Below are 23,864 nucleotides of genomic sequence, written 5' to 3'. Positions count from 1 at the left end.
TTTATTTACTAATCTCTTTACCAATAATTCTATACATTATACTTTTTACATTGTACTTTGTACAGAGGACAACCACTCACAGATAGGGTCATACAGGGTATCAATATTTCCTGCGCCTACTGTAAGAAGGATATCAAAATCCTTTTCTTTTATTTTTTCAAAAGCAGCGGATAAGGCCGATACTTCTTTCTTTTCTAAATGTACTTTTTCCAGCAGCCAGTTTGACGTGACACCTTCAAAGTTTTCCTGAAGTTCTCTTGCAGGATAAATATCCAGCAAAATCAATTCATCTGCCTGGCTCAGGCTTTCCGCAAATCCGTCTGCAAAATCTCTTGTTCTGCTGAACAGGTGCGGCTGGAAGACAACCAATAGCTTTTTATCAGGGTAAAATGTTCTGATAGAGCTTATTACAGCATTTGTTTCTGTAGGGTGGTGGGCATAATCATCAATATATATTTTGCCGTTTTGATAAAAATGTTTGGTATATCTTCTCTTAATTCCTTTAAAATTGGCAATTGCCTTTTTCAGCGTATCAAAATCTGCGCCCAAATTGTGAAGAATAGCCAATGCTACAGTAGCATTTTCCACATTATGGATGCCCGGGATTTCCCAGACGAAATCTTTTACTGTTTCTGTTGGGGTATGAAAATCAAAATAGATCTTATCATGATCCATACGCAGGTTGTCTGAATAATAATCAGCAGGTTCATTCACAGCATAAGTCTGATGTCCTCTGCCGATTTCTATCCCTTTTCTTACAAAGAGTTTTTTATCTTCGGGAACCAATGCTGCAAACTGTCTGAAGCCTTCTTCAATATGGCTTTTATCTCCATAAATATCCAGATGGTCTGCATCTGTAGAGGTTACTACGGCCCAGTCCGGAGACAGGTTCAGGAAGCTTCTGTCATATTCATCGGCTTCTACTACAGAATAGGTAGAGCCATTGTACAGGAAGTTGGATTTAAAATTTTCAGAAATTCCTCCTAAAAAGCATGAGAAAGGCAGATCTGCTTCTTTGCACAAATGTGCCACAAGGGTAGATGTTGTGGTCTTTCCGTGTGTGCCTGCTACTGCAATACAATCTGTATTTTCTGTAATCAACCCCAAAACTTTAGCCCGTTTCAATACTTCAAACTGATTTTGGTTGAAATAATCCAAAATTCCAAGTGTTTTAATAGCCGGAGTATAGATAACCAGTGTATCTTCTTTTTTAAGGGTGGTTATTCGTTCATCAGTAAGGTCTTCAAAAACAATATCAATACCTTCATTCATCAGATTCTGAGTAAGTTTGGTATTGGTTTTATCATATCCCAGTACCTTTTTACCGGATGCATGGAAATAGCGTGCGAGAGCACTCATTCCGATCCCTCCGATCCCAACGAAGTAAAAATTCTGATATGTTTCTAATTTCTTCATTTCCTTTTCTCAATTATCCTGTTATCACATTAAAGATTTCGTCTACAATCTCTTTTGCAGCATTAGGTTTTGCAAAATATTTCATATTGTCAGACATTTCTTTTCTCAAGCTTTCATTTTCGCAGATCTCTGATAAAACATTCCAGAATTTTTCCTGCATTTCTGAGTCTTTTACCATTCTGGCGGCATTTTTTTCAACCAGGTTCATGGCATTTTTTGTTTGATGGTCTTCCGCTGCAAAAGGGAAAGGAACCAACAGCACCGGTTTTTGTGCTACCGCCAGTTCTGATATGGCGATTGCTCCGGCCCTGGAAACAATAATGTCTGCTGCAGAATAGGCCAGCTCCATATCTTTGATAAATTCAAGGATCTGAATATTTCTGGTGTCCACATTCTTTGTTTCTTCTATAATATTTTTATAATCAAGCTTACCTGTCTGCCAGATCAGCTGATAATCTTTGTTTACAATTTCATTTAAATGAGATTTCCAGGCATTATTTAATGTTCTGGATCCTAAAGAACCTCCTACAGACAGAATGGTAAGTTTGTCTGTATTCAATCCCATTTTTTCTTTTGCCTGAGCTGTTTCCTGCATTCCTGAAATAATAGCTGAGCGGATTGGATTGCCCAGGAATTTTATTTTTTCTGCCGGAAAACCTTCTACTTTTGGATAGGCTGTAAAAACGGCTTTGACTTTCTTGCTTAAAATTTTATTGGTTACTCCAGCGTGGGCATTCTGTTCCTGTATGAAGATGGGAATTCCCATTTTACTTGCTTCATAAAGGGCAGGGCCGCTGGCAAATCCTCCGGTTCCCACTGCAAAATCAGGAGCAAAGGCTTTGATTATTTTTTTGGAGCGGGATAAGCTTTTCAGAATTTTGAAAGGCAGTCCCAAATTGGATAACAGGTTTCCTCTGTCGATTCCGGCGATATCAATTCCTTCTATTTTGTAGCCAGCCTGCGGCACTTTTTCCATTTCCATTTTTCCGTTGGCCCCAATGAACAAAAATTCTGCATCAGGAAATCTTTTTTTGATTTCATCAGCAATAGCGATAGCCGGGAAGATGTGTCCTCCTGTTCCTCCGCCTGATAATACTATTTTTAATTTTTTGTTCATTTATATAAATTTTGAGATTGCTTCGTCGCTTTCGCTCCTCGCAATGACATTACGCAATATCGTTTATTTCTGCTATGCTTTGTTTTTTGCCCATTCCTTCCTCATCATAAATCTGTATTCTTGAGCTTATATTCAGAATAATTCCTAGCTGCAGGTAGGTAACGAGCATGGAGGTTCCTCCGTAGCTTATTAGTGGCAGAGGCTGTCCTGTTACGGGGATCAGATTCACAGCTACGGCAATATTTACGGCGAGCTGTATAAAAATCATTACTCCGAGACTGAGGACCAGCAATGATCCGAAGAATGCCGGCATCTTGCTGGCTATCATTACAATCCTTATCATCATGATGAGATAAAGGCTGATCAGGAAAGCGGCCCCAATGACACCATATTCTTCTACAATAACGGCAAAGATAAAGTCGGAAGCAGACTGTGGTAGCATTTGTTTTAATGCACTTTTTCCAGGTCCCATTCCGGTAATTCCACCGTGTACGATGGCTGCCTTTGCCTGCATTACCTGATAATTTTTGGCTTTTACACTTTCATCATCGGTATCTGTTGATTTTGCCTTGCTTGATGTAAAGGTCTCTACACGGCTCATCCATGTATGAACACGGTTTCCTCCAATCATATTGGTATTTAAGGCAATCAGCAGAAATAATACTATAGCCACAAATGAAGCTGAAATAAAGCCTGCAATATACTTCCAGTGAAGCTGTCCGATGACCAGAACAACTACAGAAACCATTAAGATCATTAATGCTGTAGATCCGTTATCTTTCGCAACGAGTACAAAAACAAGAAGAATAGGTCCGAAAATATACATGATATTTTCTATGGGCAGTCTTTCTCTTGTTATCTTTTTTGTTAAATACCGGCACAAATAGATAATCAGCATTAAAAAGGCAAATGATGACGGCTGGAATGAGATAGGTGTTCCGGGAATTTTCAGCCATCTTGAGGCACTGGCTCCATCAATGGTCTGACCGGTAAACATGGTGACAACCAATAAAACAACCATCAGGCCGAGTAAAATACTGCTGAGCTTTCCGATGTATTCATATTTTACGGTTCCTGCCAGTCTCATGATTCCTAATCCTAAGACTACAAAGAACATATGTTTGATAACGTGGCCTGTAGTGGTCCCGTTATTAACGATATATTCCAGATTTGAACTAGCAGAGTATACGGGGAAAATAGAGAAAATGGAGATCACAAGAATGACCATCCAAAGTACTTTATCGCCCTTTAGAAATTCAAATCTGCTTTCTGTGTTCTGTTCGTCCATAATATTGTCTTGATGTATAAAGTACCATGTATTTTGTACTGCCTACATTTTATTTTAATACCTGCTCTTTAAACTGGTTTCCTCTGTCTTCATAGCTTTTGAACAAATCAAAGCTTGCGCAACATGGAGACAGAAGGACGGTATCGCCTTTTTTGGCCAGTGATTTTGATATTTCCACTGCTTTTTCCATGCTTGAAGTATCATAAATAAATTCTTTTTTATCTTTAAAGAAATCTATAATCTTCTTATTGTCGATTCCTAAGCAAACAATTGCTTTTACTTTTTTCTTAACTAAATCCTCAATTTCGGTATAGTCATTTCCTTTATCCAATCCGCCCACAATCCATACGGTTGGGGTTTTCATACTTTCCAAAGCGTAGTATGTGGCATTGACGTTGGTTGCCTTACTGTCATTGATGTATTTAACACCATCAATTTCAGAAACAAACTCCAGTCTGTGCTCTACCGCCTGGAAAGTCATTAATGAGTTTCTTATACTTTCATTGTTGATTTTCAATATCTTACCGGCAATTGATGCTGCTAAGCTGTTGGCAACGTTATGGTTTCCCATCAGAGATAATTCTTCAATTTTCATTGAGAAATCATCTTTTACTTTTACTACAATGCTGTCATCATTGATGAATCCCCCTTCCGTTAGTTTTTCTTTTGTTGAGAAAGGAATCATCTTGGCTTTTATTTCAAGCTTTTCAAGAAGGTTTTTGCTCATTTCATCATCTTTATTATAGATGAAGAAATTGTCATTTTCCTGATTTTCAGCAATTCTGAATTTTGCCAATGCATATTCTTCATAATTGTAGTTATACTGATCCAGGTGGTCCTGGGATAAATTCAGCAATAAAGAAATATAAGGTCTGAAGTTCTGGATATCATCCAACTGGAAAGAACTTACTTCCAGAACATAATATTCATAATTTTCATCGGCCACCTGTTTGGCAAAACTGTACCCGATATTTCCTCCCAATCCTACATTTAATCCGTCATTTTTCAGGATATAGTAGATCAGAGAGGTAGTAGTTGTTTTTCCGTTGCTTCCGGTAATAGCAATGATCTTAGCGTCTGTAAATTCAGAAGCAAATTCAATTTCAGAAGAAAGTCTTATTCCTTTCTCATGAATTTTATAGATAATCTCAGCCTTTTTAGGAATTCCCGGGCTTTTTACAATCCAGTCTGCATTGAGAATTCTTTCTTCGTCGTGCGATCCTTCTTCAAATTCAATTTCATTTTCGGTAAGAAACTGCTTGTAATTATCTTTAATGACTCCTTTGTCTGAAAGAAACACTTCCAAACCTTTCTTTTTAGCCAAATATGCAGCTCCACATCCGCTTTCTCCTCCTCCTAAAACAACTATTTTCATATTCTTTTTTTGTAAAATGTACAATGTAAAAATGTATTAATGTAATCTGGTTTTTTAAGATTAATACTTTCTACGCTTGACAATATTTATCTCATTTTTAAGGTGATCAGACATACAATAGCCAGTATTACACCGATGATGATCATTCTGTTCACGATTTTGCTTTCGTGGAAGCCATCTTTCTGATAATGGTGGTGTAATGGTGACATTTTGAATAGTCTATTGTTTTGGGCATATTCCAGCCCATATTTTTTCTTTCTGTATTTGAAAACAACTACCTGAAGCATAACAGACAGATTTTCAATTAAGAAGATTCCACATAATACGGGAATCAATAATTCTTTTCTTAAAATAATAGCTAAAACGGCAATAACTCCGCCCAGCATTAAGCTTCCGGTATCTCCCATAAAGACCTGTGCGGGGTAAGTATTGTACCAGAAAAATCCAATAACCGCTCCTACCATTGCAACGGCAAAAATGGTGGTTTCACCCATATTCGGGAGGAACATGATATTGAGATAATCTGCAAAGATGATGTTCCCGGAAAGGTAGGCAAAAAGGGCCAGCGTGAGGAGTATGACCACACTTGTTCCTGCTGCGAGACCATCTATTCCGTCAGTGATGTTGGCTCCGTTTGAAACGGCGGTTACAATGAAGATGACGATAGGGATAAAGACAACCCATGCCCATTCGTGGGCATCTTTATCATTCATCCAAAACAAAATTCCGCTGTAATCGAACTCGTTGTTTTTTGCAAAAGGTACGGTGGAAACAGTAATTTTTTCAGTAGGCATAAAGTTTTGCTCTACATTGTTTCTGTTGACTACTTTTGCATCAGCGTATTTTCTTTTAACGGTGATATCAGGGTGGAAATACATGGTAACCCCCACAATTAATCCTAATCCAACCTGGCCTACAATTTTGAACTTACCGCTCAGCCCGTCTTTATTTTTCTTGATTTTCTTTAAATAATCATCGAGGAAACCAATGGCTCCCATCCAGAACATTGAAACCAATAACAGGACAATATAAACATTGGTAATTCTTGTAAACAGTAATACGGGAATAATGGTTGCCAGAATGATGATAAGACCTCCCATGGTAGGAGTACCTTCTTTTTGTTTCTGGCCATCTAACCCAAGGTCACGTACCAGTTCTCCCATCTGTTTTGTTCTCAGGTAGTTGATGACCCTTTTTCCATAAACAAGAGCAATAATCAGAGACAAAAGTACAGCCATTCCGGCACGGAAGGAGATGTATTTCAACATTCCTAATCCCGGAACATGGATTCCATGGTTGGTTAAATATTCGTATAGATAGTATAGCATGTTTCTGTTTTTTATTATTTAAAAATTTAATTTATTTAAAGATTTAAAGATTGGGCTTCTCAATATTTTCACTTAAATACTTAATGAATTTTGATATGTTTGAAGAAACTTCTCTTGAAAGGGCAATAATTTCTTCAGCTTTACTTTCGTCACCTAATTTTAATCTTTTACTTACAATCAGCATGCTTTTAACTTCAGCACAGCTGCCTTTTGCAATTTTTAAATATCTAATAAATTGTCTGTTGTTATTATATTCAGAGCCTTCCGCAATATTATTACTAATAGAAAAACTCGCTCTTTTTATCTGGTTGTTAAATTCAAATTCTTTTTCAAAACTTTGATTTTGAAGGAATATATAGACTTTTTCAATAAGATCTAAACTTTTGATATATACAGGGAAATTTTCAAAATTCTTTGTCATTATCAAATTTTTAAATTTTTAAATAAATTCAATCTTTCAATTTATTTACTCATTAATTTCCAAAGCTCATTAATTACTTCTTTGTCATCAAAATGATGTTTTACACCATTGATCTCCTGATAATTTTCGTGGCCTTTTCCGGCAACTAAAATAATATCTTTAGGTTCTGCAAACTTTATAGCCATTTTTATAGCTTCTCTTCTGTCGGGAATTGAAGTGTATTTGCTGAAGTTTTGAGATTCAACACCTGCTTCAATTTCTTTTATAATCTGTCCTGGCTCTTCAGTCCTCGGATTGTCTGAGGTGATGATAGCCAATGTTGATTTTTTAGTCGCGATATTTCCCATTTCAGGTCTTTTGGAGTGATCTCTGTCACCACCACAGCCAAAAACAGTGATTAATCTTTCATTTTTTGTTCTGATATCGTTAATGCTGTCCAGAATATTTTCCAATGCATCCGGAGTGTGAGCATAATCTACGATAAAGAAGATTCCACCATCTGATTTGAAGGTTTCAAATCTTCCGGAAACTCTTTTTAATGTACTGATCGCCTGAAGGATCTCATCCTGTTCAAAACCAAGCTCTTGTACAATTCCGAAAACAAGCAGCAGATTGTAGACATTGAATTTTCCAGTCAGGGTTGTCCAGAATTCTTTTCCGTTAAAATTCAGCAGCATTCCGTTGAAATCAACTTCTAAGATTTTTCCGTGATAGTCTGCCATTGTTTTCAAAGCATAAGATTTCTTCTGTGCCTTTGTATTCTGAAGCATTACAGAGCCATTCTTGTCATCTACATTTGTGATGGCAATAGCGGTATCTTCTAATTGATCGAAGAATCTTTTTTTTGTTTTTAAATATTCTTCGAACGTTTTATGGTAATCTAAATGATCATGGGTAAGATTAGTAAAGCCTGCTACTTTGAAATGTAGGCCTTCAATTCTGTTTTGAGCAATTCCGTGGGAACTTACTTCCATAAAGGCAAATTCACATCCTTTTTCAACAGCATCGGCTAAAATTTTATTAATAGTAATCACATCCGGGGTCGTATGGGTTGCCGGAATGATTTCTTCTCCAATTCTGATCTCAACAGTTGACAATAAAGCAGCATCATAACCCAGGTTTTTGAAAACATCAAAAAGAAGGGTGGAAACAGAAGTTTTACCATTGGTTCCTGTAACGCCTACCAGTTTCAGTTTCTGAGAAGGATTTCCATAGAAATTAGAAGCAAAGTGACCTAAAGCTTTAGAAGCGTCTTTTACTTTTATATAAGTTACATTTTCAGCCAATACTTCAGGAAACTCCTCGCAGACGATTGTGGTGGCCCCTTTTTCAATAGCGGATGTGATGAATGAGTGACCATCCACCACTGTTCCTCTTATAGCTATGTAAAGAGCGTTTTCTGTAATCTTTCTGCTGTCGAACACCAATTCCTTAACCTCACGGTTGTTATCACCGTGGATTTCTATTACTGGGATTCTGTTTACTAATTCTGTTACTGTCATTTTTTATCAACAGGATTTCATCCTATCTTTTGTTAAATCGTCCCTTTGGGACTCTGTTTCTATTTAATGTTGCAGAGACAAATAAATTCTCTGGTTCTTACTGATTGTTGTGCCTTCTAATGGGAATTGTTCTTTTATCCTTCCCACTCCCTTATAGTCTACACGGTATCCTAAATTCTCCAGTTGCGGGATTATATTTTTACCAATTAATCCGACTACATTGGGCATTTGTTTATTATTTACGGCTACTTTTACATTAGGCTCCACCATTTTATTAAGGTTAACCTTTTTGTCCACCAGCATTTCTTTTTCAATATTTTGAGGTGTTTTCAGGAATGTTTTTCCTGCAATTTCTTTAAACACCGGTGCGGCTACAGGTCCTCCGTAAAATCCTATGGAGGTATTGGGCTCACTTACCATTACATAGCATGTATATTTTGGTGCGTCTGCGGGATAGAATCCTGCGAATGAAGCCCTGTATTTCATAGGTCCCGGAAGCCAGTATTCAAACCTTGCGGTTCCTGTTTTTCCGGCCATTTTAAGGTTCGGGGTGAAGATACTTCTACCTGTTCCTTTTTCTACCGCTTTGGTTAGGGCATTGGTCATCATTTTAATCGCTTTTTCTGAAGCCATTTTATTGACCATTACTTCGGGTTTTGCATTATACATTACCTTTCCATCTTTCATAATTTTGTCGATGAATAAAGGTTTAAGCATTTTACCACCATTGGCAACCCCGTTATAGAAAGTGGTTAACTGCAGCAGGTTGATGTTTGAAGAGTATCCGTAAGAGATAGAAGCTAATGTTGCGGCATTCCATCTTTTGTTTTGTGGCGTTACAATTTTCGGTTTTGTGATTCCCGGAAGTTCAATGTCCATTTTGTCGAATAATTTCCAACGTTTTAAATGATCAAGGAAAATCTGCGGCTTTTCAGCATAGTATTTTGTAATCAGTTTTGAGGTTCCCACGTTACTGGATTTAGCTAAAACATCACTAATGTCATAAGTTCCTCCACCATGCCCGTCTGAAATTCTTTGTTTTGCATACGTCCAGACTCCGTTTCCTACGTTTACAGTTGTATTTTCATCAATAAAGCCGTCATCCATTGCGGCTAGAAGAGAAATGGTCTTAAAGGTAGACCCCGGTTCGATATTGTCTTTCAGTGCATAGTTGTAAGAATCCTCATACTCTCCTGATTCTGTTCTTCTTAAATTAACGAGTGCACGTACTTTTCCTGTTTCCACTTCCATGACGATTACGGTGCCATGTTTAGCCTCAAAGTGAATCAACTGTTTCTCCAGTGCAGAGTGTGCAATATCTTGAATTCTAAGATCTAAAGTAGTGTAAACATCTTCGCCGTCTACGGGTTCCTGAACTTTCCAGAAGTCAATCGGTTTCCACTGGGAAGAATTAATTCTTTGCTCCAGCCTCTTTCCGTCAGTTCCTGTTAAATATTTTGAGAAGGCTCCTTCAAGTCCGGATTTAAGTTCTCCGTTATCCATACCAATCGTTCCTGAACCGATTTCTGAGGTAGCAAGTTCCCTTTTGTAGTTTCTGTCAACGATAAAGCCCCCTTTATTTTTACCTCTTTTGAAGATCGGGAAGTTTCTGATCCTGTCGTACTGGTCAAAATCAAGCCCCTTTACCAAGGTATAATATTGGTTTTTCTTTTTCTTCTGTTCGTCAAATTTCTGTCTGAATTCTCCTCTGGACTTTCCGAACATTTTGCTTAAAGAATCTGTGAGTGCCCCGATATTGTTGCTGTAGATAGTATCTTTCATCGTTTTGAAGTCAAGATAAATATCATAACGCATTACAGTTGTAGCGAGGATAGAGCCGTCGGAGGCAAATAGATTTCCGCGTGCCGCTTTTAAAGTGGCTTCACGGTAGTTTTTATTGATGTAATCGTCTTTAATTTCCTGAACATTAGTATTTTGGAGGATTACGATCCTTGCCAAGAACATTACAAACACGCACAAAGCCACCACTGCGAAGAGGTAGCCCCATCTTAACGTTTTTTTACGTTTATTGTCGTATTCATTTTGCTTTTGCATCTGTACTGTCCAGTTTTATTAGCAATTTATGAGGATGATTTTCGAGGGTCATTAATGAGTCCCTTGCGACTTCTTTCCCCAGTTCCGATTCCATTTTTACTTTGATCAGCTTACTCTGGGCGTAAGCATTTCTCGATTTATATTCTTCTGTTTCTTCCTTTAAGGCATTGACAATCTTAATTTTCTTGTTGACGAGATGATTGCTGTAAATCATGGCCATCATCAGCACAAACAACAATAAGAAATACCGGTAATGTATTTTTATTTCATCACGGTTGAGGAAGTTTCCTTTTATAATATCTATAAAGGTGAGCTTCTTCTGTGGGCGATTTGTTGTTCTTTTTGCCAAATTATTATTATGTCAATTTGCTTCGCAGTGAATCCACTTTGTTTGTTAATGGCTGAATGTTTATTTTATTAAAACTGACCATTAACCATTCACTATTTTTATACTTTTATTCCAGTTCTCATTTTTGCACTTCTTGCTCTTGAGTTTTCTTCAATCTCCTTTTCATCGGGGATAATCGCTTTACTCTTGATCAGTTCAAATGCCTTTTTATAATTTCCGTAGATATCTCTTGCCGGTTCTCCTTCAAACATTCCATTTTTCAGGAATCTTTTTACCAGACGGTCTTCCAAAGAATGGTAAGAAATAACAACTAGTCTTCCTTCCGGTTTTAAAACATTGTAAGCCTGAACCAGCATTTCTTTTAAAACCTCCAGTTCCTGGTTTACTTCAATTCTTATCGCCTGAAAAAGTTGTGCATAGAATTTATTGACCTTATGAGGAGGGATATAGCTGAAAAGCTTTTTCAGATCCTCTGTGGTTTCTATGGTTTTTGTTTTTCTGTGATGAACGATTTCTCTTGCCAGTTTTCTGGCTTCTCTTAATTCTCCGTAATGGTAAAAAAGATCGGCAAGCTCTGCTTCTTCATATTCATTGATCACTCTTTTGGCATCCAGATTCTGCATAACATTCATTCTCATGTCCAAAGGAGCATTACTTCTGGTAGAAAATCCTCTGTCTGCTTCATCGAATTGGTGAGATGAAACACCTAAGTCTGCCAAAACACCATCAACCTGAGGAGCTCCATACATTAATAATGAGTTTTCCAGAAATCTGAAATTCTGATTCACTAATGTAAATCTTGGGTCATCAATTGTATTTTTAAGTGCATCCAGGTCCTGGTCAAAACTAAACAGTTTTCCTTTTTCAGAAAGTCTGCTTAGGATTTCCCTTGAGTGGCCACCTCCTCCAAAGGTGCAGTCTACATAGATTCCGTCAGGATTCGTCACCAAATCATCTACACTCTGCTTCAACAAAACGGGGTTATGATACATGCTTAATTGTGTTTTATTAAAATATACTAATAACCATCACAGCTATTCTTCATCGAAAGAGCCCATTACATCCTCAGCAAGGCTTGCAAAATCAGTTTCGTTGGTGACTATTACCTTTTCATAAGCCTCTTTATCCCAAATTTCAAAAAGCTCTCCGGCGCTGGTAATCACAATATCTTTCTGAAGATTTGCGAAATGGGTCAGGTCTTTTGAAATTTGTAATCTTCCAGCATTATCCAACTCTACTGTTTTTACGCCTGCTGTAAACATTCGTATGAAATCAGCATTCTTTTTTATGAATCTGTTCAGTTTATTAATTTTGCCCATCAGTTTATCCCATGCATTCATAGGGTAGACTTCCAGACAAGGTTGAAACACAGATCTTTTGACTACAAACGCCTTATCGTCGAAGTTTTCCATCTGTTTGATTAAAGATGAAGGAACTTTTAGGCGGCCTTTGTCGTCAATTTTACACTCATATGTTCCAATGAAACTTTTCATTTGGGACAAATTTATATAATAATTTCCAAAATTTCCCACTTTTCCCCACTTTTTGACTCAATGTTAATAAGTTTTATTAAAGATTGAATTTCGATTGTATAAATGCCTGACCTGGAATGGGTTGCTAAATGTGTTATTCAGGCCATAATAAAGAGGTTTCGAAAAAAAAAGTTAAAAAGGAGAATATTATATTATTTTTATCTTAAATTAGGATAATCAAAATATTTTTGAGGTTTAATTTGTATTTTTGCAAAGCTTCATTAAAGCGTTTTATGATATTTAGTACAAAAAAAGAAAAGAAATATTCCTATGTAGAGGCGGGAGAAGGACATCCATTGGTGCTGTTGCACGGATTAATGGGTGGTTTGAGTAATTTCGATAAAATGGTAGATTTTTTTTCGGACAGGGGTTTTAAGGTGTACGTGCCTCAATTGCCTATCTACGATCTGCCGGTACTCAATACGAATCTTACCACCATAGCAAAATATATTATCAAGTTTATAGAAAGCCATATTTCGGGACCGGTAACTATTGTAGGAAACTCAATGGGAGGTCATGTAGGGCTTATTTTAACATTGGCAAGACCGGATCTGGTGAAAAATCTTGTTCTGACTGGAAGTTCAGGATTGTATGAAAGGACATTCGGGGATAGTTTTCCCAGAAAAAATGACCGTTCTTATATCAGAAAGAAAACGGAAGAAGTTTTTTATGATCCTAAAATTGCCACTGAAGATCTTGTAGACGAGGTATTCGGGGTAGTTAATGACAGAATGAAGGGAATAAAAACCGTCATGCTGGCCAGAAGTGCTATTAAACACAATATGTTGAATGATCTTCCCAAGATAGTGACACCTACCTGTCTGATCTGGGGAAAACAGGATAACGTAACTCCTCCGGAAGTAGCCGAAGACATGCACAAGTTTATCCCAAATTCAGATTTATTTTGGATAGATCAGTGTGGGCATGCTGCCATGATGGAAAAGCCAGATGAATTCAACGAAATTCTCTATAGCTGGGTAAAAGATAAAGTTTAAATACATAAATAACCATTAAGAACTTCTTAATGGTTTATTTTTCTAAAATATATTCAAAATGATTATTAAGACAGCAGATTTTGTAAAGAGTAGTGGAAAATGGCAGGAATGCCCTGAACCGAATATTCCGGAATATGCTTTTATCGGAAGATCTAATGTAGGAAAATCCTCATTGATCAATGCCATGATGAATCATAAAGATCTGGCTAAAACTTCACAGACTCCGGGAAAAACCCAGCTTATCAATCATTTTCTTGTGAATGAAAACTGGTATCTTACGGATTTACCGGGGTATGGTTATGCTAAAGTTTCAAAATCTCTGCGAAAAGATTTTGAAAAGCTGATTACCAATTATATTTTAAACAGAAGAAATCTTGTTAATCTTTTTGTATTGGTAGACTCCAGACACAGCCCTCAAAAGATTGATTTGGAATTCATCCAATGGTGCGGAGAGAGCGGAGTTCCGTTTTCTATTGTTTTTACAAAGGTTGATAAGCTGAAACCTAATGTAGCCATTCAGAATGTAGAGAACTATAAAAATGAGCTGTATAAAACATGGGCAGATTTACCGGAACTTTATGTGACTTCTGCGGAAAAGAAATCAGGCTGCGATGAGATTCTGAATTTCATCCAAAAAACGAATGAATTTTTAATAAATAATCATGTAAGTTTCGATGAGTAATATAATCTGGAAAATTAAAACTTTTGAAGAGTTTACGGTTCCTGAGTTGTATTCAGTATTAAAAGCACGCATCGATGTTTTTGTTATTGAGCAGAACTGCCCTTATCCTGACCTGGATAATTATGATCAAAAAGCAGTGCATATCTGGGCCGAAGAAGAAGGCTAGGTCCTTGCATACTGCCGTGTTTTTGATAAAGGGATCAAGTATGATGAGACTTCATTTGGACGGGTTTTAACCACAGAACAGGCCAGAGGAAAGAGCCTTGGGAAACTGCTGATAAAATATGCTGTAGAAACCATAGAAAACCGTTTTCATACCTCTGAAATTAAAATTTCAGCTCAGGATTACCTGTTGAGATTTTATTCTGAATTCGGGTTTGTGGATACGGGAAAAAAATATCTTGAAGATGATATTCCGCACACGGAAATGATTAGAAAATAAATAAAAGCGGAGAAATTTATTCTTCGCTTTTTTAGATAATTAACTATATAGGCGTGTTTTTAATTTCCTGAAATAATCTTTAAGATAATGGGTTCAAGATTGGACGGAAGGTCGGCAGATTTGATCTGGTATTTTTTGATTTTCATTTCTTTAAACCAATTTTCCCAGTATTCTTTAATCACTCCTTCTTCAAATGGATTGCCTTTCTTTGGATTGATGCCGAGAACAATTACTTCTAAGTTTTTAAGATTATCATTTGCTTTTACAAAGCCATACTCATTTTTCTCAATGACAGTTTTGTAATCAGAAGCAGTAAGCTTCTGTGACCTTATTAAGTTAGGTGTTAAATAAGAGGTTTTTGACTTTTCCGAAAATTTAGAATCATCATGATACATATATCCGTCAGTCAGTATAAACAGAATGTTTCTGTGATCATCTTTAATACAGTAATCGCTGATCTTGTTTTTGAAAAACTCCCAAATATCAGAACCTACAAATGATTTGTCTTTTATAGCCGACTGATAAATGTTTAAGGGTAGCTCTGCATACTTTTTCTCTACGGAATCAAAATAACTTCTTGGAATATCCCTGTTGAAAGAAACTTTTAAGTCTTTTGTGAAGTCATTCATTTTCGGGTCAGAAGGTTCCGGGTTAAAGAAAACCTGCATCTGATCATCATAAGTAATTATTTTTTTTGATTTAATATGATTTAAAAATCCCCTTTCAATAGCTTTAATATATTCCGTGTCGCGTTGGTAATATTCCATTGTAGGGTTCGGATTTGTTTCAGGATCAATTCTATCTGACAAATCAATTAATATACTGACATTGATATTGTTTGAATCAACAATAATAGAATTCTTCTTTTCTTCATTTGTCCCAATTTTTTTCTCTTTACAGCAGGAAACCAAAGAAATAATCATTAATAAATAGAATATCTTTTTCATATTTTACGATTATAAAGATGATAAATAAACTAAATTTTGATTGTCGGAATTAGCACCCACAGTTTCCAGATTGGTATTGTAAGCTGCAATGCAGTCATCAATCATTATTTGTTTCTCCGTTCTTGATACTGCGATTTTTTCACCAATAAAAGTTATCCAGCCTTGAACATACTCTGAAGCATACAGTTTGTAGTCTTTAGTTGGAATAATGACTCCGTCAATGATATTCTGTAGTTCTTCAATTCTACCCCGTGTTTTGATAACAGATTCTTTTATACTTCCGATGTTGGCAAGAATTTCTTCAATTTCCTTCTTCAAAACACTGATCTTCTCCTGAAAGAATTCAACTTTTTTCTGTCTGATTTCCTGTTCGTTTTTGATCTTGTCTTTTTCACGGTGTTCTTTCATTACAAAATCGAAAACGACTCCCCAGATAATATATACAATGAATCCTGCGAAAATGATCCCCCAAAACTGAATTTTGGTAAAAGCTATAGTAAGATCGAAAGGTGGAGAATTAAAAGTTTTATTTAATTCATATAATTTTGATTCAATTTCATAGGCTAAAATGGAGTCGAAAACAAAAGTAACAATGAATAATAATCCCAATTTGATGTAATTGGCCGTTGTTTTATTTTCACCGAACATATGAACCAAAAAACCTAATCCCAAAAATACAAACGGAATTAATGTAACAAATGCTCCTTCAATAACTCCTTCATTCCATGCTTTGCTGAAAGCCTGTGCATCCAAAACACTTTGGATTACGGTACTTTTGGCATCAAAATTTTTAAAAAAAGCGGAATAGGAAGTTGAAATATAAAACGTGAACAAATACAAACTAATAGGAAACAGAAGAATTGCTCCAATCCAAAACTTTGTGGAGGCACCTCTTGTTGCTTTTACATTGTATTTTTCGGGATTTCTCAGAAGATCAAGGATTTCTGACTTTAAGGCTTCAATGGTGTGCTGATGATTTTCAATGTCTATGTTTTTTGTTTTCAGCTGTTCCTCTTTTGTCTCTTGTGATACGCTTAATGCCTTGATTTCTGTTTCTCTGTTTTTTTGTTCGTTGACATAAGATTCTTTCAGTTTTTGTTGTTTTTCAACCATTTCTTTTTCCTCATTCTGAAATTTTGAGTAAACGGCGTCAAGACAGATGGATAGAGTAGAGTGGTTTCCGCTGGTCCGCGAACTGTCTCTGTACCCGGATTCATGATAGGTTCTTTTCCTGCTTTCTTCGGAAGATTCTTCGTTCAGAGCGGCTTCGTTTTTAGAAAACAGTTCCTCCTTAGGCTCTATGGGAACAGACTTTAATTTAAATAAATTTTTTATACTGATGGTATCCATGATGAGTTAATTTTTTAATTCATATAAAATTTCACTTTTATTCTTTCCGATTTTTACGGCTTCAATGAGATAATCTACAATTGCCGTTACGTTTTCTTCCAAAAAACCAAACATCAGAACATACTTTTGCATTGCAGAATATTCGTTCGGAGAAACACTTCCGTCCGCCCATATCATTACTGTGAGATCATACAGATAATCTACTTTTTCTTCAATAGTTTTCGGAATTAATGATTTTAAATTGATCGGGTTTAAAAGGATTTCGTCCAGATTTTTTGATGAAATTCCTCTTTCTTCCGCGCATTTGTATAGCATTTTTAATTCTAAAGCACTGAAATCATCATCACAGATGGCCATTTGATATAACCTTAAGAAGTGAGCTTTGAGGTTTTCCGTTATTTGATTGTTTTCCATGATGGTTATTCTTCTTTTGTTTTTTTAGGATTAATGATTCTGTCTCTTGAAACAGTTCTTTGATGTATTGGCGCCGATTGTTCTGAGATTTCTTCGGTAGCTTCTTCTTCCTCTGTGTGTTCTGCTTTTTTCACGAAATTGATCAATAAAAATAAAACTCCCGTTATAACATCAAGCGGTATCCAAATGTTTTTCCGATACAGATAAATCGGAAACACAGGATTGAAAAGAATGAGAATGACAAGAAAAATTATACTGAAATAATGCTGCTTAAGGCTTAAAGTATTGTATAAAACCAGTAAAGCTCCGATGGAAACAAGAATTCTGAGGAAAGTATAATATTCTATAGGAAGTCTGAAAATACCGATGAAACAACAAAGCGCACAGAAGGTGAGAAATGGTTTCATATTTAAAATCCTGTTTTGAGATTATATTTAGAATTAAACCGGTTTTCAGACATAAAAATAAAAATGAAGAAATCGAAAAATGCAATTAATGCGGGAATGAAAGTCCAGCAAAATACCAGATAAAGTAATCCCATAACAGTTTGGCCTAAGTAAAATCTGTGAATGCCTAATCCTCCCAGGAAAAATGCAAGTAATGCGGTGGTAGATTTCATAATTTAAACTCTTGCTAAAATTTCGTTCTTTTTTATTTCAAACTCTTCAGGAGAAATTATTCCGTTCTCCTTTAAATCTTTTAATTTCTGCAATAAGGCAAAAGGATCTTCATTCTCTATCAGCAATGTCTTTTTTTCCTGCTGAAATTGTGGAGATGGTGTGATAATAGGAGTGACATTGTTTACGGTTACGCCTCCTGCAGAAGCTCTCAAAGTTTCAATATTTTTTTCTCTTCGTAAACCGCGCATTCTTTCTTCCACTTCCTGTGCAAACTGATACAGTTTTCTGGCTTGATTTTTTGGAAGATAATCCATCGTATTGGTATAGTTTGTTGTTGTTCTCATGATAAATGTAGAACCAACAATTCCTTCTTTGATGTGGCAATCCGCTACATCTACCCAGCTGTAATCCTGAAAATCCATTGATAAGCCGAAGGTTTTTGGCCTGCAGAAAATAATTCTTCTGTTAGTTAAGGCAATACAATCAGGAGATAAATTGATAACAGGTTTCTTTTGAACAGCTATATATTCTACAGCTTCCTGTAAGGTGAGAAGGCTGTTGATTCTTCCTAAAAGCTTTTCAACAGCTTGAGGATCCTGTTCTTCATTTAAGAATTTCTTTAAGTTCATATTATTTTGTTTTTTGATTATTGTATGTTTTTATTGAAGATGTACCCTTTTTTTTCACTTGATTTTACCTGCACCCTGTACCAAGAGCCTTCTTTTGCAAGCTGAATCAATTGGGTGTTTTTGGGAACAGTTGTTATTACTTTAGATTTAAATGATGGTCTTTCGTAAATATTTATCGCTTCAATTCCCGCCATATATCTGTTGCTGGAGCTAATATTAACCTTATCAATAAATACTTTTGGCGGCTTACCAGATTCAATTTTTGAGGATTTATAAGAATCTGAAGATTTGTGTTTTTTATATTTACTTTTAGTGGAGCTGCCTGAAGATGAGTTTCTTCCAGAAGATTCGCCACGACAGACACCACAAGTTCCACCACTGTTGCAGTGCCCGCACCCTGAACAATTTGAACAGGCGGTGCAATAGGCCGAACCCGTACATCTTCCAAAGTGTCCTATGTTGTCATTGGCTTTAAAGCAAGCATTTAAAAGAAATAAGCTGAAAGAAAGTACGATGAATGGGATTAATTTTTTCATGGGTATCATTTTTTAGGAATAATTTTCTAATGTCTGATGAAGTTGGCTCCTATAATTGTAGATTTCATCAAGAGTATTTAATAGAACCTTTTCTCCCGCCTCCTTTCCGTTGTGAAAAGTTTCTAAATATTTATTCGTTGTATTAAAATGTAATCTGCAAAGTGGCTTTCTGTTGTTATCATCCAACAGAATCCCGAAGTAGGATAAAGTATCTCTGTAAGCAATTCTCGAAGACGGAATTTTTTCTCTCAGAATGGCTTTTACAATTTGAAATCCTTCCAGTTCTTCTTCTGTGGTGACAATTTTAGAATCATTATTCTCATCGATAGGCTGTGATGTTTTTATATCATCTTCTCTTTTTTCTATTTGTTCATTAATGCTCAATGCGGATTTTAACCGAAAACTGATGGATTCATTAATAGAAGTCATTAAAGCTTTTTTAGCATATTCTTTGAAAGAAACCATTCTATTTGCTGTTAAAGGCTTTTCAAAAAAACGGTTCACTAAAAGCTTTACCATTTCATCAGACGGATTTTCGATCTCTTTTTCGAATTCTTTTCTGATGGCTTTGATGTATTTTAATGCTTCTGCAGAATCGAGAATGCTTTCCAGATTATAATCTTTCTTTGTGAAGCTTTCCAGAATTTTAATGGAACTGTCTTTTAGGTCTTCAATATTAATAGTGAAAAACGGTTTTTCATCCATGATATTGGGCTTCTCCAAATCTGTATAAAAGTTGTAAACTATTCCATTGGTTAAAACTCCAAATCTGGTTTTCGAAACGTGATAATACCTATGGAGCTGAGAATTATGGGCATCAGCACTTTCTTTCCAATGTTTACATTCAATAATGAAAATGGGTTCATCATTATTTTTGATTACATAATCTACCTTTTCTCCTTTCTTTGTTCCGATATCACAAACATGTTCGGGGACAACTTCAGTAGGATTGAAAATATCATAACCCAGGATCTGTATGAAAGGCATCACAAAGGCATTTTTTGTAGCTTCTTCAGTACCAATTTGCTCCTTTAGGCCTGTTACTTTTTGATGTAACTGTTCCAGTTTTATTTTAAGATCCATGGTTTTAATTTTTTAAAGTTTCATCAATGATTTCTGCGTTAGCTGCATTATTTTTTACAGAAGTAATTCCGTTTTCCATACCAGATTTTGTACTATACAACGGGCTTTTACCAATAATTTCTCCATTTCTGGCTTTAAGAACAAAATAATCTTTGTTGTTTACGGCCTCGCGTCTGTCATATCTTGAATCTTCCTGTGAATTGACTTTTACAGATTCTATTCCTTTTTGGCATGACGCCTTCTGGACATATCCTTCGCTGGTTAAAATAATTTCTCCGTTTCCGGCTTTCATATTGAATTGATACTCGTTGTTGACTCTTTGTGTGATTACAAATTTTCCCATGATTACTATTTTTTATTTTTAATGAATCTTTCTGAAACTTCCGTTTCATTAAGAACTTCTTGATTAGGTAAAATGATTTGAATTTCTCCAGAAAGATTTTCTATGATGTAAGCACCAGATCTGCAGTTTTTAAAACGATATTTGAACGCTTTTAAACCTGAAATAAATCCATCATTGATTGTTCTTTCGTAGACGTATTTGGAACAGCTGGTTCTGAAAATGCATTTCCTTCTTTTTGCTGGAGGAATTACCATCCAATACATTTTAATAAGAAGAATTAGCAGGCTTTTCATTTTCTTCCTTTGTAAAAACAGCCATTTGATATGAAGTCATATAGCCTGGTTTCTGACCAAGACCAAAGCAGCCATCAACAGGTTGTATATAGGTAGATACACTTTCCAACCTTACATATTCCCAGCCGTTATTGGTATGAATTTTTATTAAATTGTCAAGTTGCTCTGCAATATTTTTTGCACTCATATTTTGTTGATTGGCAGTTGCAACAAATGGTATTACTTTGTATTCCATAATTGTTTATTGTTTTAACACTTCAAAAATATGAGCATTACATCTTGATCCATTACGGAAAACCATAAACTGAAATTACTTCATAAAAAAACCTTCCAGAAATGCTGAAAGGTTGGTTTTTAGTTTTTAATAAATAACAAGTTATATAATGCCAATGTCTTTGCATATAACGATCAATTCAATATTGTTTTTGGCTCCAAGTTCAAAGCGGAGATCATTTAACCTTTTTTCTATGGCACTTCTGCTGTCAGGGGTTATTTTATTTTCTTTAAAATATATTTCAATTTCACTTTGTTTCCACCCCTTAGAAAGAAGCTCAATAAGGGTTACATCATATTCTGTAAACCCAAAGGATGTGTTTCGGATAGAATTTAAAATCTCTTGTGGAATAACGGTTTCACCGGAAAAAACCTTCTTAATTGTATTTCTTAGATCTTTACCGTCATTTCTTCCCTTGCTTACAAAACCATTGATATTCTGTATTTTAAAAAGATCATCAATGATTTTAGGTTTCTTTTCTATCGAAAATGCAATAATCTTCAAACCAGGTTGAATTTTTTTTACCTCTTCGATCAACCTCTGACCGGAATTGATTGTTTGCTCTATATGATCTTTATCAAAAGATAAGTCTGTAATTAACAGATCGTAAGGAATATTGTTTGTAGCTGCTGTTTTTATTTTTTGTAAGGCATCGTCACAATAATTTACAAAATCAAAATTCTGAATCTGTAATTCTGTAAGTGTATTTACAACTCCTAGATTCCTGACTTCGTGATCTTCGGCTATAAGGATTTTTTTAAACATATTTTGGTTGTATTGGAATGGTTATTCGAACAATTAATCCACCTGTAGGATTTTTTTCAAAAATAATATCTCCTCCTATGCTTTCAATACGGTTTTCCGTATTATGGATTCCCGTCCCTTTTTGATAGTTTAAATCATTGATTCCTATGCCGTTATCTGTGTATCTTATTTTTAAGCAATGATTGTCTTTCTCAAATTTTACAGAAGCTAGTTTTGCGTGGCTGTGTTTTTTCATATTTACAAGAATCTCTCTCAAAATATAGTAAACCTCAAGCTGTGTATTATATGAAATATTCTCCCAGATGCTCTCTTTGTATCCTACGGGTAAAACTTTCTGCACATCAGAAGAATAGGAGGTCATCATATTGATAAAGCGTAATGCAAAATCTTTCTCTGCCATATTCTCATGAGAAATATCTCTGGATTCTTCATACATTTTTTCAATATCGTTAAGAATTCTTGTTTTGTCCATGTTAGGGTTATTCTGAACATCAATCATCATGTGGTAAAGCCCGTTGGCTACCACATCGTGAACCTTTTTAGACATCTTCAGTTGCGTGTTTTTTACTTCAAGCTCCTTTTCCTGCTGAAGCCTTTTTTTCCTCCTTCTATACCAAAATAAGCCACCAATTAAGGATAAAGACAAAGCACCTATACCAATATTTTGATAGAGGAGCTGAACTTCTTTCTCTGCTTTCTGGAATTTTAATGTTTGATTCTCTGTATTCTTTTTTTCTACATCGTACCTTATTGTTGCAAATTGATTTTTTGCCTTATTTCTTGCAATTTGTACACTATCATTTAATTTTTGGAACTCTTCAAAATAGACCAAATTATTATTAGGAGTTAGATTTATTATTTTTTGTAATGCCTGGAGCTGATCCTCGAAACTCTTATTTTTTTTAGCAGTATTCAGCATTTGCTGAGCATAGTACAACGCTTTCTTTTTGTCAGAATAAAAATAATAATTAGCTAATGTAGCATAGCTTGAATTCTCATCTATGCTGCTATTATTTCTTTTCCTTATTTCCAGCGCTCTATTAAATTCAAAAAGAGGATTGTAGTTTTTATCATCATAATATTTTGCTCTTGCTAAGTTATTGATGACCATTGCGTATTTTAGACTGTCTGTCGTTGGCAGCGCTAGCTGTATGTTTTTAATCGCTTCTTTATATTTTTTTAAAGTGATCAAAGCTGCTCCGAGATTATTTTGAAACATATACTTATCTTCTTTAATATTGGTATATTGAATAGCCTTTTTATAATATTTGATGCAGTTATCAAAGTCATAAAGATAAGAGGAACAGATCGCCATGTTATTAAAATTTGAAGCTGATGTTCGCAAACTTATATTGTCTGTTTTATTTTCTAAATAACGATCGGCTTCAAGAGAGGTTTCAATACTTCCATAGTAATCTCCTTTTTGTTCTTGTAATATTGCCATGTTTACCAATGCTCTAGCAACTCCGGTTGAGTCTTTTGCCTCAAAATACAAGTTTTTAGCCATGTTAAAGTAATAGAATGGGTTACCAGTTGTGTCACTTTTAGCTATTTTATAATAAACTTCAGCATCTGTAATACTTTCTTTTTCTGATTTTTTGCTATTACAGGAGAGTAATAGGATTGATAAGGAGATAGTAAAGAGTTTTTTCATGGAGATTACTTTGTAGTATCCAAAGTAAAGAAAAAGAACAGATTGTACAATCTGTTCTTTCATAATGATTAAGGTTGGCTATAAGGGGGTGGAACTTGTCCTGTATTTCCTCCTGTGTTTCCTCCGTTTCCGTGACCATTTCCGTTTCCGCCTCCGTCTGTAATTGGGTCTTCTGTTATTGACATTATTACTGTTGCGTCATTATCACCTGTTGCTGTATGTGCATTATTATTTGAGAATGCTAAACCGAATAGCATTAGTATAATCTGGATCATTTCCTTAAAATTTTTGAAGTTGAAATTGTTTTTCTTCCTCCTGAGAAATCTTGATCTCAGGCTGTACACATTAAAATTTCGAAGCGCTTCTTAATTTTTTGGGAAGTGAACCTTCAAAAACGGAGGAGAAACATCTGCTTCCCAACCCGGAGTTTTCCTCCGTTTTATCTGGTGATTTT

At 35.5% G+C, this 23,864-nt stretch carries 28 protein-coding genes and 1 pseudogene; 4 read left to right on the top strand and 25 right to left on the bottom strand.

Annotation, left to right across the window (positions count from 1 at the left end):
* Positions 1-45 precede the first annotated feature (45 nt).
* From murC to mraZ, 11 genes are all read right to left on the bottom strand, one after another.
* The gene (gene murC, locus LQV47_RS01350) at positions 46-1,416 is read right to left on the bottom strand and encodes a UDP-N-acetylmuramate--L-alanine ligase (RefSeq protein ID WP_230032967.1); all 1,371 of its coding nucleotides are present in this window, start codon (positions 1,414-1,416) and stop codon (positions 46-48) included.
* 13 nt (positions 1,417-1,429) lie between these two features.
* Positions 1,430-2,533 carry an undecaprenyldiphospho-muramoylpentapeptide beta-N-acetylglucosaminyltransferase gene (gene murG / locus LQV47_RS01345; protein WP_230032959.1) on the bottom strand — a complete coding sequence of 368 codons (1,104 nt, stop codon included), beginning with the start codon at positions 2,531-2,533 and terminating at the stop codon, positions 1,430-1,432.
* 49 nt (positions 2,534-2,582) lie between these two features.
* Positions 2,583-3,821: an FtsW/RodA/SpoVE family cell cycle protein gene (locus LQV47_RS01340; protein WP_230032957.1), complete on the bottom strand. Its 1,239-nt coding sequence runs from the start codon at positions 3,819-3,821 to the stop codon at positions 2,583-2,585.
* A gap of 49 nt (positions 3,822-3,870) precedes the next feature.
* Positions 3,871-5,196: a UDP-N-acetylmuramoyl-L-alanine--D-glutamate ligase gene (gene murD, locus LQV47_RS01335; RefSeq protein WP_230032955.1), complete on the bottom strand. Its 1,326-nt coding sequence runs from the start codon at positions 5,194-5,196 to the stop codon at positions 3,871-3,873.
* A gap of 86 nt (positions 5,197-5,282) precedes the next feature.
* On the bottom strand, positions 5,283-6,524 hold the full coding sequence (gene mraY, locus LQV47_RS01330) for a phospho-N-acetylmuramoyl-pentapeptide-transferase (protein ID WP_047489752.1): 1,242 nt from the start codon (positions 6,522-6,524) through the stop codon (positions 5,283-5,285).
* A gap of 43 nt (positions 6,525-6,567) precedes the next feature.
* Entirely contained in the window at positions 6,568-6,945 is a 378-nt protein-coding gene (locus tag LQV47_RS01325) for a four helix bundle protein (RefSeq protein WP_230032947.1), read from the bottom strand.
* A 41-nt stretch (positions 6,946-6,986) separates the two neighbouring features.
* On the bottom strand, positions 6,987-8,447 hold the full coding sequence (locus LQV47_RS01320; RefSeq protein WP_230032945.1) for a UDP-N-acetylmuramoyl-L-alanyl-D-glutamate--2,6-diaminopimelate ligase: 1,461 nt from the start codon (positions 8,445-8,447) through the stop codon (positions 6,987-6,989).
* A 63-nt stretch (positions 8,448-8,510) separates the two neighbouring features.
* Positions 8,511-10,502, bottom strand: a complete 1,992-nt coding sequence (locus LQV47_RS01315) for a penicillin-binding transpeptidase domain-containing protein (protein ID WP_230032943.1) — start codon at positions 10,500-10,502, stop codon at positions 8,511-8,513.
* Positions 10,486-10,851, bottom strand: a complete 366-nt coding sequence (locus LQV47_RS01310) for an FtsL-like putative cell division protein (RefSeq protein WP_230032932.1) — start codon at positions 10,849-10,851, stop codon at positions 10,486-10,488. The genes LQV47_RS01315 and LQV47_RS01310 overlap by 17 nt, the downstream gene beginning before the upstream one ends.
* A gap of 98 nt (positions 10,852-10,949) precedes the next feature.
* Positions 10,950-11,843: a 16S rRNA (cytosine(1402)-N(4))-methyltransferase RsmH gene (gene rsmH, locus LQV47_RS01305; protein WP_230032930.1), complete on the bottom strand. Its 894-nt coding sequence runs from the start codon at positions 11,841-11,843 to the stop codon at positions 10,950-10,952.
* A gap of 42 nt (positions 11,844-11,885) precedes the next feature.
* Positions 11,886-12,344: a division/cell wall cluster transcriptional repressor MraZ gene (gene mraZ, locus LQV47_RS01300; protein ID WP_230032928.1), complete on the bottom strand. Its 459-nt coding sequence runs from the start codon at positions 12,342-12,344 to the stop codon at positions 11,886-11,888.
* 272 nt (positions 12,345-12,616) lie between these two features.
* Between mraZ and LQV47_RS01295 the strand changes: the two genes are divergently transcribed.
* From LQV47_RS01295 to LQV47_RS01280, 4 genes and pseudogenes are all read left to right on the top strand, one after another.
* On the top strand, positions 12,617-13,378 hold the full coding sequence (locus tag LQV47_RS01295; RefSeq protein WP_230032924.1) for an alpha/beta hydrolase: 762 nt from the start codon (positions 12,617-12,619) through the stop codon (positions 13,376-13,378).
* A 58-nt stretch (positions 13,379-13,436) separates the two neighbouring features.
* Complete coding sequence (yihA, locus tag LQV47_RS01290; protein ID WP_230032918.1) at positions 13,437-14,060, top strand: ribosome biogenesis GTP-binding protein YihA/YsxC; 624 nt, start codon at positions 13,437-13,439, stop codon at positions 14,058-14,060.
* Entirely contained in the window at positions 14,053-14,226 is a 174-nt protein-coding gene (locus LQV47_RS01285) for a hypothetical protein (RefSeq protein ID WP_230032914.1), read from the top strand. The genes yihA and LQV47_RS01285 overlap by 8 nt, the downstream gene beginning before the upstream one ends.
* Positions 14,227-14,256: 30 nt before the next feature.
* Positions 14,257-14,502: pseudogene (locus LQV47_RS01280) on the top strand (GNAT family N-acetyltransferase); the annotation flags it as partial.
* 59 nt (positions 14,503-14,561) lie between these two features.
* On the opposite strand, the gene LQV47_RS01275 reads toward LQV47_RS01280, so the two are convergent.
* The 14 genes from LQV47_RS01275 to LQV47_RS01210 all read right to left on the bottom strand — a co-directional run bounded on the left by LQV47_RS01275 (position 14,562) and on the right by LQV47_RS01210 (position 23,685).
* The gene (locus tag LQV47_RS01275) at positions 14,562-15,449 is read right to left on the bottom strand and encodes a hypothetical protein (protein ID WP_230032913.1); all 888 of its coding nucleotides are present in this window, start codon (positions 15,447-15,449) and stop codon (positions 14,562-14,564) included.
* Positions 15,450-15,458: 9 nt separating this feature from the next.
* On the bottom strand, positions 15,459-16,799 hold the full coding sequence (locus LQV47_RS01270) for a beta-carotene 15,15'-monooxygenase (protein WP_230032911.1): 1,341 nt from the start codon (positions 16,797-16,799) through the stop codon (positions 15,459-15,461).
* A 6-nt stretch (positions 16,800-16,805) separates the two neighbouring features.
* Positions 16,806-17,213, bottom strand: coding sequence for a hypothetical protein (locus LQV47_RS01265; protein ID WP_230032909.1), 408 nt, complete (start codon positions 17,211-17,213; stop codon positions 16,806-16,808).
* Between the two features lie 5 nt (positions 17,214-17,218).
* Complete coding sequence (locus tag LQV47_RS01260; protein WP_230032907.1) at positions 17,219-17,620, bottom strand: DUF6804 family protein; 402 nt, start codon at positions 17,618-17,620, stop codon at positions 17,219-17,221.
* A gap of 2 nt (positions 17,621-17,622) precedes the next feature.
* Positions 17,623-17,832 (bottom strand): TM2 domain-containing protein, encoded by a 210-nt coding sequence (locus LQV47_RS01255; protein WP_230032905.1) that lies wholly within the window; start codon positions 17,830-17,832, stop codon positions 17,623-17,625.
* A gap of 3 nt (positions 17,833-17,835) precedes the next feature.
* Positions 17,836-18,462 (bottom strand): PH domain-containing protein, encoded by a 627-nt coding sequence (locus LQV47_RS01250; RefSeq protein ID WP_230032903.1) that lies wholly within the window; start codon positions 18,460-18,462, stop codon positions 17,836-17,838.
* A 17-nt stretch (positions 18,463-18,479) separates the two neighbouring features.
* The gene (locus LQV47_RS01245; RefSeq protein ID WP_230032902.1) at positions 18,480-18,998 is read right to left on the bottom strand and encodes an SH3 domain-containing protein; all 519 of its coding nucleotides are present in this window, start codon (positions 18,996-18,998) and stop codon (positions 18,480-18,482) included.
* A 12-nt stretch (positions 18,999-19,010) separates the two neighbouring features.
* Positions 19,011-20,081 carry a type I restriction endonuclease gene (locus LQV47_RS01240; RefSeq protein WP_230032901.1) on the bottom strand — a complete coding sequence of 357 codons (1,071 nt, stop codon included), beginning with the start codon at positions 20,079-20,081 and terminating at the stop codon, positions 19,011-19,013.
* A 4-nt stretch (positions 20,082-20,085) separates the two neighbouring features.
* On the bottom strand, positions 20,086-20,424 hold the full coding sequence (locus LQV47_RS01235; RefSeq protein ID WP_230032898.1) for a YegP family protein: 339 nt from the start codon (positions 20,422-20,424) through the stop codon (positions 20,086-20,088).
* A gap of 5 nt (positions 20,425-20,429) precedes the next feature.
* Complete coding sequence (gene yidD, locus LQV47_RS01230) at positions 20,430-20,717, bottom strand: membrane protein insertion efficiency factor YidD (protein WP_230032896.1); 288 nt, start codon at positions 20,715-20,717, stop codon at positions 20,430-20,432.
* Complete coding sequence (locus tag LQV47_RS01225) at positions 20,689-20,952, bottom strand: hypothetical protein (protein WP_230032894.1); 264 nt, start codon at positions 20,950-20,952, stop codon at positions 20,689-20,691. Before LQV47_RS01225 ends, yidD begins: the two co-directional genes overlap by 29 nt.
* Before the next feature lie 141 nt (positions 20,953-21,093).
* Positions 21,094-21,756 carry a response regulator gene (locus LQV47_RS01220; protein ID WP_230032892.1) on the bottom strand — a complete coding sequence of 221 codons (663 nt, stop codon included), beginning with the start codon at positions 21,754-21,756 and terminating at the stop codon, positions 21,094-21,096.
* Positions 21,749-23,410: a tetratricopeptide repeat-containing sensor histidine kinase gene (locus LQV47_RS01215; protein WP_230032890.1), complete on the bottom strand. Its 1,662-nt coding sequence runs from the start codon at positions 23,408-23,410 to the stop codon at positions 21,749-21,751. The genes LQV47_RS01220 and LQV47_RS01215 overlap by 8 nt, the downstream gene beginning before the upstream one ends.
* A 68-nt stretch (positions 23,411-23,478) precedes the next feature.
* Positions 23,479-23,685, bottom strand: a complete 207-nt coding sequence (locus tag LQV47_RS01210) for a hypothetical protein (RefSeq protein ID WP_230032889.1) — start codon at positions 23,683-23,685, stop codon at positions 23,479-23,481.
* Positions 23,686-23,864: the final 179 nt, after the last annotated feature.

It is taken from the genome of Chryseobacterium sp. Bi04 (assembly GCF_918698085.1).
Lineage (GTDB): Bacteria > Bacteroidota > Bacteroidia > Flavobacteriales > Weeksellaceae > Chryseobacterium.
This window is presented reverse-complemented; position numbering and strand designations above follow the sequence as displayed.